We start from the raw sequence: 12,774 nt of genomic DNA on the forward strand, positions 1-12,774 counted from the left end.
CGCACGCGGCGCTGATTCGGGGCGATTGTCTCGTGTCTGCAAGGCGATTTTCACAATAAAAATCCGGAGTAGTGCAGATGTCGTCTCGTGAGACTGGGAACGTGAAGTGGTTCAACGATGCCAAGGGCTATGGCTTCATTCAACGGGAAGGGGGCGCAGATGTCTTCGTTCACTACCGGGCCATCCGGGGTGAGGGGCATCGTAGCCTGGTCGAGGGCCAGCAGGTCGAGTATGCCTGCGTGCAGGGCCAGAAAGGCCTGCAGGCCGAGGATGTCGTGGGTCTCTGAGCGACCAGGCTCAAGCCTGAAGCTGCAAGCCGGCTGTGCTTGCAGCTTCAGGGACGCCCATCAGGGCGACGTGCGCCAGGTGATTTCCTCTTCGCCGTCGGCACTGATACGCACCCAGCGGTCAGCATCTTCCTCGCCGTCTTCCTCTACCCAGCCGCCGGGTGCACAGCGTACTTCCACACCCAGAGCCGCGTGGGCATCACGACCACAGGCGATATCATCGGCCCAGGGCGTCTGGTCGCTTTCCAGGTACAGGCTGTTCCATTTCCCTACAGCCTTGGGTAACCAAGTGACCGGAATGTTACCGGCCTGGCACTTGTAGGTCTGGCCTTTCTGCTTCCATTCGGTGCACGGGCCGATGGCCTGGGTCAGCCAGGCTGCAATCTGCTTGTGGTCGACTTCGGCGTCTTTGAGATAAATCTCGATATCAGGTTGGCGCATAACACCTCCGGGTGTGCTCATGCTTGGCGCACGAAATAGTCAAAACGCATGGAGACGGTGACCTCGAACGGTTCCGGCTGCTCGATCACGCGCGCCCGACGCTCTGCACTGGCGCGCCAGCCATGCGGGGTCATGGCGAGCAGGGCAGCGCGGGCTTGGGGTTCGGCCAGGCTCAGGCGAAATTCCAGGACCTCGCCATGGGCGTGATACATGCCCTGGGGCACGAGGGCCAGGTGCTTGTCGTCAGCATAGGGGCGCACGTGGTCGTAGAGCACTTCGCGCAGCTCCATCAGGTGGCCGCTGGTAGGGCCTACGCGCATCAGGCCACCGCCTGGGCTCAGCACACGGCTGGCTTCGGCCCAATCGAGCGGGCTGAAGACGCTGGCGATGAACTGGCAGCTGGCATCGGCCAGCGGCACGCGCGCCATGCTGGCTACCATCCAGGTGACGTCCGGTGCGCGGCGGCAGGCACGCTTGATGGCCTCGCGGGAGATATCCAGGGCGTAGCCTTGGGCATCAGGCAGTGCCTGGGCCAATTGCGCGGTGTAGTAGCCTTCGCCGCAACCGATGTCCAGCCAAGTACCTGGCTGGCGCTCGACCGCCAATTGCGCCAGCCGTCCGGCCACCGGTGCATAATGGCCAGCGTCCAGAAAATGACGGCGTGCCTCGACCATGGCCTGGTTGTCACCTGGGTCGCGACTGTTCTTGTGCTGCACCGGCAGCAGGTTCAGGTAGCCCTGGCGCGCGCGATCGAAGCGGTGGCCCGCTGGGCACACCACACCGTTGTCCAGCGGGCTCAGGGCAGCCTGGCAGAGTGGGCAGGTCAGCATCAGGCGAGCAACCGTACCAGGGTCTGGTAGTAGATTTCGGTCAGCAGGTCCAGGTCGCTGGCTAGGATGCGCTCGTCGACCTGGTGAATGGTGGCGTTGACCGGGCCGAGTTCGACCACTTGGGTGCCCATGGTGGCAATGAAGCGGCCATCGGAGGTGCCGCCGCTGGTCGAGGGTTGGGTGTCGCGGCCGGTGACGCCCTTGATGCTGGCCGAAACCGCATCGAGCAGCTCGCCCGGCTCGGTCAGGAACGGCAGGCCGGACAACGCCCACTCCACCGACCAATCCAGTTCATGCTTGTCCAGGATCGCCGAGACCCGAGCCTTCAGGCCCTCCACGGTGGACTCGGTGGAGAAGCGGAAGTTGAACAGCGCCGTCAGTTCGCCGGGCACCACGTTGGTTGCACCGGTCCCGGCGTTGAGATTGGAAATCTGGAAGCTGGTCGGGGGGAAGAAGGCGTTCCCCTGGTCCCAATGCTCGGCTGCCAGTTCGGCCAGCGCTGGCGCGGCCAGGTGGATCGGGTTGCGCGCCAGGTGCGGGTAGGCGACGTGGCCTTGCTTGCCGCGTACGGTCAGCGTGGCGCCGAGCGAGCCGCGACGGCCATTCTTGACCACATCGCCCAGCACGTTGGTGCTGGAGGGCTCGCCGACGATGCACCAGTCCAGGCGCTGGTTGCGCGCCTTGAGGCGCTCGACCACGGCCTTGGTGCCGTGATGGGCCGGGCCTTCCTCGTCACTGGTGATCAGGAAGGCAACCTGGCCCCGGTGGCCTGGGTAGTCACGCACGAAGCGTTCGCTGGCCACCACCATGCACGCCAGGCTGCCCTTCATGTCGGCCGCGCCACGGCCGCAGAGCATGCCGTCGGCATCGATCAGCGCCTGGAACGGCTCGTGTTGCCACTGCTGGACCGGGCCGGTAGGCACGACATCGGTATGGCCAGCAAAGCACAGCACCGGGCCTGCCTGGGTGCCATGGGTGGCCCAGAAATTGTCGACGTCCTCGATGCGCATCGGTTCAAGCTCGAAGCCCACGGCGCCCAGGCGCTGCATCATCTGCGCCTGGCAATCGGCGTCGATGGGGGTGACCGAGGGACGACGTATCAGGTCGCAGGCCAGTTGAAGGGTAGGCGAGAGCTCGGCAGGGGCCGTCATGGGGAACTCCGGGGCAAGGCAAGGCGGGAAAGCTGAGGGGCGTTATCTTATATCAAATGATGTCGGGCTTCACGGCCCAATCGCCGACAAGCCGGCCCCTGCACGCATTCGCACAACACGCAGTCCTTTTGCAGGCGACTTGCCGGTGATGGCCGGCAAGTCGGCCTGCAAGGCCTCACGCCTAGGGCGTCTCGACAGCCTTTTCCGTAGCCTTTGCTTCAGGCTTGGGCAGTGATGACAGAAACGCCATCACCAGCGCGGCCAGGTAGGGCAGCGACTGCACCAGGAGCATGGCGACCCAGAAGCGCATGTCCGAGCTCGGCAAGCCCTGCACCAGGTAAATTCCGGCTGCAGCGCCCCACAACAGCAGCATGATGAACAGTTCTTCCCGCGCTTCGGAAATCGCCACCAGCAAGCCATGGCTGTCGGCATTTTTCGGCGTGCGGAAGAACGGCATGCTGCTGGTGAAGAACCCGTACAGTACGGCCTTGGCGATGGTGTGCGACAACGCCAACCCGGCCAGCGCAGCGGCCAGTGCATCCTTGAGGTTGACCCCAACGGCGCGGCGATACAGGAACACGATCTTGCCGACCTTGAAGAAGAACAGCGCCAGCGGCGGGATGGCGAAGATCATCAGCGGCGGGTCCACCCGGTGCGGCACGATGATCATGGCGGCAGACCACAACAAGGCCCCCACCGTGAAGAAGATGTTCATGCCGTCGGCAATCCACGGCAGCCAGCCGGCCAGGAAGTGGTAACGCTGGCCGCGGGTCAATTCACTGCCTTTGCCGCGCAGCAGGGCAGCGGCGTGGTGCTTGATGATCTGGATGGCGCCATAGGCCCAGCGGAAGCGCTGTTTCTTGAAGTCGATGAAGGTGTCAGGCATCAAGCCCTTGCCATAGCTGTTGTGGGCGTAGGCCGCCGACAGGCCCTTCTCGAACACCCGCAGGCCAAGTTCGGCGTCTTCGCAGATGCACCACTCGGCCCAGCCCAGTTCGTCCAGCACGCTGCGCCGGGTCATGGTCATGGTGCCGTGCTGGATGATCGCATCGCGGTCGTTGCGGGTGACCATGCCAATGTGGAAGAAGCCCTTGTACTCGCTGTAGCACAGCTTCTTGAAGGCGCTCTCGTGCTGGTCGCGGTAGTCTTGCGGCGACTGCACCACGGCGATCTTCGGATCGGCGAAATGCGGCACCATGTGCTTGAGCCAGTTACGGTCGACGCAGTAGTCCGAGTCGATCACCGCGATCACTTCGGCATCCTTGGCCGTGTGCGGGAGCAGGTAGTTGAGCGCGCCGCCCTTGAAACCGGCCAGGGGTGCGACGTGGAAGAACCGGAAGCGCTCGCCGAGCTTTTCACAGTGGGCCTTGAGCGGCTCCCACACGGCCGGGTCCTTGGTGTTGTTGTCGATGACCAGCACTTCGTAGTCCGGATAATCCAGCGCGGCCAGGGCATCGAGGGTCTGTTTGACCATTTCCGGCGGTTCGTTGTAGCACGGCACATGCACCGACACTTTCGGTCGGTAGGCACTGTCGCCGTGCACCGGCAGGAATTCGCGCCGCCGCTTGTGCGTCCATACTGCCTCGGCCAGCTCATGGGCTTCGGTCAGCAGCACGATGAACACCCCCAGTGCGCCAAGGGCCAGGAGCACGCCTACCGTAAGGCTGAACCAGGTGCTGTACTGCTGGCTGTAGTCGTAGGCGATCCACACCAGCACCGATCCGCACAGGAACGTGATGAACGTCAGGAAGGTGCGCCCACGCTGGCGCAGGGCCGAGCCATCGATGAACAGCACCATCAGTGCAATCATCGCCAGCACCACCGAGGCCACTGCCAAGGCTCGCCATTGGGGAATGGCGACCACGGGGCCTTCGAAGTTGAATTTCTGCTGGCGTTCGGCGTTGAACACGCCCCAATAGGCCCCGACCGAGCCTTCATCGCTGGCTTTCCAGGGTTGGTCGTAGGCTTCGATCACAAAATAGTTGAAGCCGCGTCGGTTGAGCGTGTTGACCAGGGTGCGCAGGTAGATGGCCTGGTCGGCCTGGGTGGCATCGGCACCACCGCGCATCCGGCCATTGCTCGGCCAGCCCACTTCCGAAAGCAGCAGCGGCTTGCGGGGAAACTGGTGTTTCAGCTCCCGCGCACGGTCGAGGACGAACTCGACCGAGTCCTTCATGGGCACGAATTCCCAGTAGGGCAGGATGTGGGCGGCGATCAGGTCCACATGCTTGGCCAGTTGCGGGTTCTGTTTCCAGATGTGCCACTGCTCGCTGGTGGTCACCGGCACTTTCACGGCCGCGCGTACACGGTCCAGGTACTGGATGAGGTTTTCCGGCGTCACTTCCTCGCGGAACAAGGCTTCGTTGCCGACCACCACCCGTACCACGCTGCGCGAGGTGTTGGCCAGTTCGATGGCCGTGGCGATCTCGCGCTCGTTACGCTCAAGGTCCGGGCTGATCCAGATCCCCACCGTTACCCGCAGCCCGAATTCCTCGGCCAGCTTCGGGATGTGCGCCTGGGTGCCTTCGACGGTGTAGATACGGATGCTGTCGGTGAGCTTGCTCATCTGCTCCAGGTCCTGACGCATCTCGTTGTCGTCCGGGTACTGGCCCTTCTGCGGGCTTTCACCCAGGCGAAACGGCGAGTAGGAAAAGCCGGAGATTTGTTCGGGCCAGGCCGGTGCCGATACCGGGCGATTGATCAGCGCCCAGAAACCGGTGAACAGCGCCGCGATGGCCAGGACCACTACCAGGTTCAGGCCGAATTTACGTGAAGACATTGTCGTCCATAAGTGTCGAAGTGTTACGACATTAAAGCAGGGTTAAGGTGTCTTTCATAACCGTGCAGGGCATGGCCTGGCTGGCCTATAATGCGCGCCGGTTTTTTGGGGTATTGACATGAGCACAGAAGATCCACGTTTTGCAGGGGTGGCCCGGTTGTATGGCGACCAGGGCCTGCAGCGCCTGCAGCAGGCCCACGTGGGCATCGTCGGGATTGGCGGGGTGGGCTCGTGGGTGGCCGAAGCCTTGGCCCGCTCGGGGGTGGGTGAGATCACCCTGTTTGACCTGGATGATGTGTGCGTGAGCAATACCAACCGTCAGGCCCATGCGCTGGAAGGGCAGGTGGGCCGGCCCAAGGTCGAGGTGATGGCCGAGCGCCTGCGGGCCATCAACCCGGCGTGCAAGGTCCACGCGGTGGCCGATTTCGTCACCCGCGAGACCATGGCCGAGTACATCACCGAACAGTTCGACTACGTGGTGGACTGCATTGACAGCGTCATGGCCAAGGCAGCCCTGATAGCCTGGTGCCGGCGGCGCAAGATCGGCATCGTCACCACCGGTGGTGCAGGTGGCCAGATCGACCCGACCCAGATCCAGATCGCGGACTTGAACAAGACCTTCAACGACCCGCTGGCCTCAAGGGTGCGCTCGACCTTGCGCCGCGACTACAACTTCTCGCGCAATGTCAGCCGTAACTATGGCGTGCCCTGTGTGTTTTCCAGTGAACAGCTGCGTTATCCCAAGGGGGATGGCAGTGTGTGCCTGCAGAAGAGTTTCGTGGGCGAGGGCGTACGGCTGGACTGCTCCGGCGGCTTTGGCGCGGTGATGATGGTGACGTCCACGTTCGGCATGGTTGCCGCCAGCAAAGCCGTGGAGAAGCTGGTAGCGGGCGCCAGGCGGCCATCGGAGCGTGTCCGGCCGGAGTGAATGCGCGGTGGCATCAACGCCCAGAAGCCAGCACAGCCATTCGCTGCACCACGGCATGCAAGCCGTTGCTGCGTGAGGGTGACAGCTGGCGTTCAAGGCCCAGTTGCCCGAACCAGTCCTGCACGTCCAGCGCCAGCAGCGCCTCACCACTCAAGCCCTGCACCCTCACCAGCAGCAGCGCCAGCAGACCGCGCAGCAAGCGTGCATCGCTGCTGGCCTTGAATCGCCAGTGGCCGTCCACGGCATCGGCCACCAGCCAGACCAGGCTTTCGCACCCGTGAACGCGATTGGCTTCGGTCTTCTCGGCTTCAGTCAGCGGTTCCAGGCGGTCCCCCCACTGCATCAACAGCCGCGCGCGCTGCTCCCAGCCCTTGCTCTGCGCAAAGGCCTCCAGTGCCTGATCGGCTTGTGCTGGCAAGGTCATCGCAGCAACTCCAGCGCCTGGTCCAGCGCCTCGAAGAAGCGTTGCAGGTCGGCCTGGTCATTGTAGAGGCCCAGCGACACGCGGATCGCCCCGTCCAGGCCCAACCCCTGGAGTAGGGGCATCGCACAGTGATGGCCTGCCCGCACGGCAATGCCTTGTTCGGTGAGCAGGTGCGCGATATCGGCGTTGTGCACCCCTTCCACGACGAAGCTGGCCAACGCACACTGCGGCAGGCCTAGCAGGCGAATACCTTCGCGTTGCGTGAGGCCCTCGATCAGCCGGGCATGCAACCCGGCCTCGTGAGCCAGCACCGCCGCCGCGTCCAGGCTCGCCAGATAATCGAGCGTAGCGCCAAGGCCGATCACCCCGGCGATGGGCGGTGTGCCGGCTTCCAGGCCCAGCGGCGCCGGCCTGAAGCTCGCGCGCTGGTACTCGGCCAGTTGCACCATCTCTCCGCCGAACTGCCAATGGCGCAGCAGCCCCAGCGCCTGGTCGCGCCCGTACAAAACGCCCACCCCGTCCGGCCCGTACAGTTTGTGACTGGAGAACACATAGAAGTCGCACCCCAGTTGCTGCAGGTCCTGGCGCCCATGCACCACACCCTGGGCGCCGTCTACCACCGTCAGTGCACCCTGTGCGCGGGCATGGGCGAGCAGGGCCGGCAGCGGCTGCCAAGTGCCCAGCACGTTGGACAACTGGCTGACGGCGAGGACGCGGGTGCGTGGCCCGATCATCTGCAGCGCCCGCTCCAGGTCGATGAAACCGCGTGCATCGACCGGCAATATCACCAGGCGCAGGTTGCGTCGGTGTGCCAGCTGCTGCCACGGGAGCAGGTTGGCATGGTGTTCGAGGGCGCTGATGGCAATCTCGTCGCCGGCCTCGAAACGAGACTCCAGGCCGTAGGCCAGCAGGTTCAGCGCAGCCGTGGCGCCATGGGTGAACACGATCTGGCCGGTCTGTCCGACATTCAACCAGCGGGCGACCTTGTCGCGGCTGGCTTCGAAGGCCTGGGTTGCCCGCGCGCCAGGCAGGTGCTGGGCACGGTGGACATTGGCCGCGCCGCTGCCATAGTAATGGCCTAGAGCGTCGAGCAGCGCCTGGGGTTTCTGAGCGGTGGCGGCGCTGTCCAGGTAGGTCTGGTGCTGGCGTTGCAGGGCGTCGATGGCAGGAAAATCGGCACGCCAGGGGGAGGGCTGGAACATATTCGCGGGGCCTGGAATGAAAATCGGGTCTGGCGCTGAGGCGCCAGACCCGATCTTAACACTTCATACCCGGTGGGGTTTTCAGTTGTGTGCGTGCAAGGCTTCGTTCAGCTCGATGGCCGATTTGTGGGTCTTGCACTCCACGGCGCCATTGAGCGAGTTGCGGCGGAACAACAGGTCGGCCTGGCCCGCCAGGTCGCGTGCCTTGACGACCTTGACCAGTTCGTTGTGCTCGTCCAGCAGGTTCACCTTGGTCCCGGCGGTGATGTACAGGCCCGCTTCGACGGTATTGCGGTCGCCCAGTGGAATGCCGATACCGGCGTTGGCACCGATCAGGCAGCCTTCGCCGACCTTGATGACGATGTTGCCGCCGCCGGACAGGGTACCCATGGTCGAGCAGCCGCCACCGAGGTCCGACCCTTTGCCGACGAAGACACCGGCCGACACACGACCTTCGATCATGCCCGGGCCTTCGGTGCCGGCGTTAAAGTTGACGAAACCTTCGTGCATGATGGTGGTGCCTTCGCCAATGTAGGCGCCCAGGCGTACCCGTGCAGTGTCGGCGATGCGCACGCCGGCCGGGACCACGTAGTCGGTCATCTTCGGGAACTTGTCCACCGAGAACACTTCCAGCAGCTCGCCACGCAAGCGCGCTTCGAGTTGCAGCTCGGCGAGCTCGGCCAGGTCCACGGCGCCGATGTTGGTCCAGGCCACGTTTGGCAGCAGGGGGAAGATACCGGCCAGGCTCACGCCGTGCGGCTTGACCAGGCGGTGGGACAGCAGGTGCAGCTTGAGGTAGGCCTCGGGCGTGGAGGCCAGTGCGGCGTCTTCAGCCAGCAGGGTGGCCACCAGCGGCTTGTGGCTTTCTGCCAGACGCGTGAGCAGGGCGGCTTGTGCGGCATCGACGCTTCTGACGGCGTCGGCCAGTTGCGCGGCCTGGGCGTTGCTGAAGGTGATGGCCTGGTTGCCACCCTCATAGCCAAGGATTGGTGCGATGGCCGCGACCAGCTCGGGGCTCGGGTCGATCAGGGGCTGTGCGTAGAACACTTCCAGCCAGGCGCCCTGGCGGTTCTGGGAGCCGACACCAAAGGCCAGGCTGAACAGGGAATTGGACATGTGGTTACCTCTTGCTAAATAGGGTAGGGACTCAGGCCAGGGCGGCGGCGTACAGGTCGGGTTTGAAGCCCACCAGCGTGCGCGTACCCAGGTCGAGTACCGGGCGCTTGATCATCGAAGGCTGGGCCAGCATGAGCTCGACGGCCTTGGCCTGGTCGAGATCGGCTTTGCTGGCGTCGTCGAGCTTGCGGAACGTGGTGCCGGCGCGGTTGAGGAGGGTTTCCCAGCCGTGCTCGTCGCACCAGCGGTTCAGGCTGTCACGGTCGATGCCTTGAGTCTTGTAGTCATGGAATTCGTAGGCGATGGCCTGGTCGTCGAGCCAGGTGCGAGCCTTTTTCATGGTGTCGCAGGCTTTGATGCCGTAGAGCGTGTAGGTCATTGTGTGCATCGGGGATACGTGTCGCCCCAATCTCTCCATTTCCGAATGTCAGTCGCGCGATTATGCGATAACCCTCCGCACGGCGCCACGGGAGGTTGTCCTGAACGGGCAGCGGTTGCTTCTGCAAACGCGTGCTGCCTTCCTTCATGGGCGGGAACGTGCGTCCAATTGAGCGAAACCACCGGTCATTTCCCGATACCGGCTGAACCCTTGGGCGGTAGATGTATCTTCATGTTACACATTAGTTCGCCACCTGCGACCTTGGTGCAGCGGCCAGGCACGCTTGTCACCCGTTACCATGCTGATCCAGGTGTACGTTTTGTCCTCGGGTACGGGGCCGTTTGAAGAAGGAAGACCCACTGGATGCAGTCCGCCTATACCGTCCTTATCCTGCTGATGCTGGTCAGCGTGTCGAAATTGGTCGGCCGCCTGATTCCCCTGCCTCTGCCGCTGGTACAAATCGCAGCTGGCGCTTTGCTGGCCTGGCCGACACTGGGGCTGCATGTCGCCCTCGACCCCGAACTGTTTCTGTTTCTGTTCTTGCCGCCGCTGTTGTTCGCCGATGGCTGGCGCATTCCCAAACGCGCGTTGTGGCGCATTCGCGGCCCGGTGGTGGCCCTGGCGGTGGGCTTGGTGTTGTTCACCGTGGTCGGTGCGGGCTATTTCATCCACTGGTTGTTGCCGAGCATCCCGTTGCCGGTGGCATTCGCGCTGGCAGCCGTACTGTCGCCGACTGACGCGGTGGCCGTGTCGGCCATTACCCAGGACCGCCTGCCTACGCCGTTGATGCACATGCTCCAGGGTGAGGCCCTGATGAACGATGCCTCGGGCCTGGTTACCTTCAAGTTCGCCCTGGCTGCGGCCATCACCGGTGTCTTTTCACTGACCGATGCCAGCCTGAGCTTCGCACTGGTGGCGCTTGGCGGTCTGGCCGTGGGGGTGGCGCTGAGTTGGCTGGTCGGCCGCCTGCGTGCCTGGATGATCGGCCGCGGCTGGGACGACCCGGCCACCCATGTGGTGTTCATGCTGCTGCTGCCGTTCGCGGCCTATGTGCTGGCCGAGCGCCTCGGGGTGTCGGGCATCCTCTCGGCAGTGGCGGCCGGCATGATGCAGAGCTGGCTCGACCTGCTGCCACGCCAGACCAGCACCCGCCTGCTCAATCGTAGCGTGTGGTCGCTGCTGGAGTTCGCGTTCAATGGGCTGATCTTCCTGTTGTTGGGCTTGCAACTGCCCGACATCGTCAAGGCGGTGGTCAGCCATGAAACCACGCTGTGGCCGACCCTGGCCTGGCGCTGCCTGGACGTGGTCGCCATCTTCGCGGCGCTGATCGTGCTGCGGTTCATCTGGGTGCAGAGTATCTGGCGCCTGGTGGGGGTTCTGCGCCGTTGGCGCGGCAAGCCTGCGCTGGTGATGTTGCCCACCGCACGCTCGTGCTGGTTGCTCACGCTGGGCGGTGTGCGAGGGGCCGTCACCCTGGCGGGTGTGATGTCGATTCCGTTGCTGATGGGCGCGGACAAGGCGTTTCCAGAGCGCGATCTGCTGATCTTCATTGCCGCCGGTGTCATCCTGCTGTCGTTGATCGGTGCCTGTGTCGCACTGCCGCTTTTACTGCGCGGCGTGACCAAAAGCCCTGACGAGCGCATGCAGCAAGAGGTGCATGAAGCCTGGCGACGCACCGCTGAGGCCGCGATTCACGCCTTGGAGGCCGAGGAGGTGGTCGATGCCAACGCGCCGCAGGATGCCGCCCAGGCCACACTGGCTACAGAATTGAAGGCTCGGCTGATGGCTGAGTATCGCGACCAGCTGGACCGGCACAATGACAGTGAGGAGGCCAGGGCCTTGGCCGAGCAGATGGACCTGCTCGAGCGCCGCCTGCGCTTGCGTGCGCTGCGGGCCCAGCGCCTGGAGCTCTACAACCTGCACCGCCAGCACCTGCTCGGCGACGAGGTGGTGCGGCATGTGCTGGGCGACCTGGACATGAGCGAGGCTAACCTGGGCCAGATCAAGTGAACTGGCCCCGTCTTGCCTAAAAGGCTTCAGCGCGTGTGCAAGAACGCGCGAATACGCTCGGCCGCCTCGATGCATTCGGACAGCGGGGCAACCAGCGCCATGCGCACGCGTCCGGCGCCGGGGTTGACCCCGCCCACTTCACGGGACAGGTACGAGCCGGGTACCACGGTCACGTGCTCGGCCTCGAACAGATCGCGCGTGAAGTCGGCATCGCTACCCGGCACCTTGGCCCACAGGTAGAAGCTGCCGTCCGGGCGCTGCACATCCATGACCGGCTCGAGGATGGCCAGCACGGCGTCATACTTGGCGCGGTACTGGTCGCGGTTTGCGCGCACATGCGCCTCATCCTCCCAGGCGGCGATGCTGGCCAACTGTGTCTGCACCGGCATGGCGCAACCATGGTAGGTGCGGTACAGCAGAAACGGCTTGATGATGTCGGCATCGCCGGCCACGAAGCCCGAGCGCAGCCCCGGCAGGTTCGAACGCTTGGACAGGCTGTGGAACACCACGCAGCGCTTGAAGTCATTACGCCCCAGCTCCGCACAGGCCGACAACAGCCCCGGTGGCGGTGCATCCTCATCGAAATACAACTCGCTGTAGCATTCGTCGGCAGCGATCACGAAATCGTGCGCATCGGCCAGTGCGATCAGCTTTTTCAAGGTGTCCATGGGCACCAGGGCGCCGGTGGGGTTGCCGGGTGAGCACAGGAACAGGACCTGGCAACGGGCCCAGACGTGGTCGGGCACCGCGTCGAAGTCGGGGTTCAAGCCGTTGCTTTCCAGGCACGGCAGGTAGTACGGGGTGGCACCGGCCAACAGCGCAGCCCCTTCATAGATCTGGTAGAACGGGTTGGGGCTCAACACCAGGCCATCGGCACTACGGTCGACCACCGCCTGGGTAAAGGCGAACAGCGCTTCGCGGGTGCCGTTCACCGGCAGGATATGACGATCGGCATCCAGCCAGCCAGCAGGCACGCCAAAGCGGCGCTCGCACCACTGCCCGATGGCCTGGCGCAAGGCAGGCAGGCCCAGCGTGCTGGGGTATACCGCCAGCTTGTCGAGGTTGTCGGCCATCGCCTGGGCCACGAAGGGTGGCGAGGCGTGCTTGGGCTCGCCAATCGACAGGGCAATGGCGCGTTTGTCAGCAGCGGGCGTAACGCTGCCCAGCAGGGCACGAAGCTTTTCGAAAGGGTAGGGCTGAAGCTGGCTCAAGGCAGGGTTCATTGGC

At 64.1% G+C, this 12,774-nt stretch carries 12 protein-coding genes; 3 read left to right on the forward strand and 9 right to left on the reverse strand.

Annotation, left to right across the window (positions count from 1 at the left end; genetic code table 11):
* The first annotated feature begins 77 nt into the window (after window positions 1-77).
* Window positions 78-287 (forward strand): cold-shock protein, encoded by a 210-nt coding sequence (locus FH041_RS00260; RefSeq protein ID WP_023534051.1) that lies wholly within the window; start codon window positions 78-80, stop codon window positions 285-287.
* A gap of 60 nt (window positions 288-347) precedes the next feature.
* Here FH041_RS00260 and FH041_RS00265 read toward each other — a convergent pair whose 3' ends face one another.
* The 4 genes from FH041_RS00265 to FH041_RS00280 all read right to left on the reverse strand — a co-directional run bounded on the left by FH041_RS00265 (window position 348) and on the right by FH041_RS00280 (window position 5,488).
* On the reverse strand, window positions 348-728 hold the full coding sequence (locus FH041_RS00265; RefSeq protein WP_023534045.1) for a hypothetical protein: 381 nt from the start codon (window positions 726-728) through the stop codon (window positions 348-350).
* Between the two features lie 17 nt (window positions 729-745).
* Window positions 746-1,558, reverse strand: a complete 813-nt coding sequence (locus FH041_RS00270) for a putative RNA methyltransferase (protein ID WP_027913860.1) — start codon at window positions 1,556-1,558, stop codon at window positions 746-748.
* Window positions 1,558-2,709: a succinyl-diaminopimelate desuccinylase gene (gene dapE, locus FH041_RS00275; protein ID WP_027913861.1), complete on the reverse strand. Its 1,152-nt coding sequence runs from the start codon at window positions 2,707-2,709 to the stop codon at window positions 1,558-1,560. The genes FH041_RS00270 and dapE overlap by 1 nt, the downstream gene beginning before the upstream one ends.
* A 181-nt stretch (window positions 2,710-2,890) precedes the next feature.
* Window positions 2,891-5,488, reverse strand: a complete 2,598-nt coding sequence (locus FH041_RS00280) for a glycosyltransferase (RefSeq protein ID WP_027913862.1) — start codon at window positions 5,486-5,488, stop codon at window positions 2,891-2,893.
* A gap of 118 nt (window positions 5,489-5,606) precedes the next feature.
* Here FH041_RS00280 and tcdA point away from each other — a divergent pair, with 118 nt between their 5' ends.
* Complete coding sequence (gene tcdA, locus FH041_RS00285; RefSeq protein WP_033694928.1) at window positions 5,607-6,416, forward strand: tRNA cyclic N6-threonylcarbamoyladenosine(37) synthase TcdA; 810 nt, start codon at window positions 5,607-5,609, stop codon at window positions 6,414-6,416.
* Window positions 6,417-6,429: 13 nt separating this feature from the next.
* On the opposite strand, the gene FH041_RS00290 is transcribed toward tcdA, so the two are convergent.
* The 4 genes from FH041_RS00290 to FH041_RS00305 form a co-directional block, all read right to left on the reverse strand.
* The gene (locus FH041_RS00290; protein WP_027913864.1) at window positions 6,430-6,840 is read right to left on the reverse strand and encodes a SufE family protein; all 411 of its coding nucleotides are present in this window, start codon (window positions 6,838-6,840) and stop codon (window positions 6,430-6,432) included.
* Complete coding sequence (locus FH041_RS00295) at window positions 6,837-8,042, reverse strand: aminotransferase class V-fold PLP-dependent enzyme (RefSeq protein WP_027913865.1); 1,206 nt, start codon at window positions 8,040-8,042, stop codon at window positions 6,837-6,839. Before FH041_RS00295 ends, FH041_RS00290 begins: the two co-directional genes overlap by 4 nt.
* An 81-nt stretch (window positions 8,043-8,123) precedes the next feature.
* Entirely contained in the window at window positions 8,124-9,158 is a 1,035-nt protein-coding gene (dapD, locus tag FH041_RS00300; protein WP_027913866.1) for a 2,3,4,5-tetrahydropyridine-2,6-dicarboxylate N-succinyltransferase, read from the reverse strand.
* A 31-nt stretch (window positions 9,159-9,189) separates the two neighbouring features.
* Window positions 9,190-9,537: an ArsC family reductase gene (locus tag FH041_RS00305; protein WP_027913867.1), complete on the reverse strand. Its 348-nt coding sequence runs from the start codon at window positions 9,535-9,537 to the stop codon at window positions 9,190-9,192.
* A 363-nt stretch (window positions 9,538-9,900) separates the two neighbouring features.
* Between FH041_RS00305 and FH041_RS00310 the strand changes: the two genes are divergently transcribed.
* A complete protein-coding gene (locus tag FH041_RS00310; RefSeq protein ID WP_027913868.1) occupies window positions 9,901-11,547 on the forward strand; it encodes a Na+/H+ antiporter in 1,647 nt (548 codons plus the stop codon).
* Window positions 11,548-11,573: 26 nt separating this feature from the next.
* Here the strand turns inward: FH041_RS00310 and dapC are convergent, their stop codons facing one another.
* Window positions 11,574-12,770: a succinyldiaminopimelate transaminase gene (gene dapC, locus FH041_RS00315; protein WP_027913869.1), complete on the reverse strand. Its 1,197-nt coding sequence runs from the start codon at window positions 12,768-12,770 to the stop codon at window positions 11,574-11,576.
* Window positions 12,771-12,774 lie beyond the last annotated feature (4 nt).

This window comes from Pseudomonas sp. SWI7 (assembly GCF_006351945.1).
Lineage (GTDB): Bacteria > Pseudomonadota > Gammaproteobacteria > Pseudomonadales > Pseudomonadaceae > Aquipseudomonas > Aquipseudomonas fulva.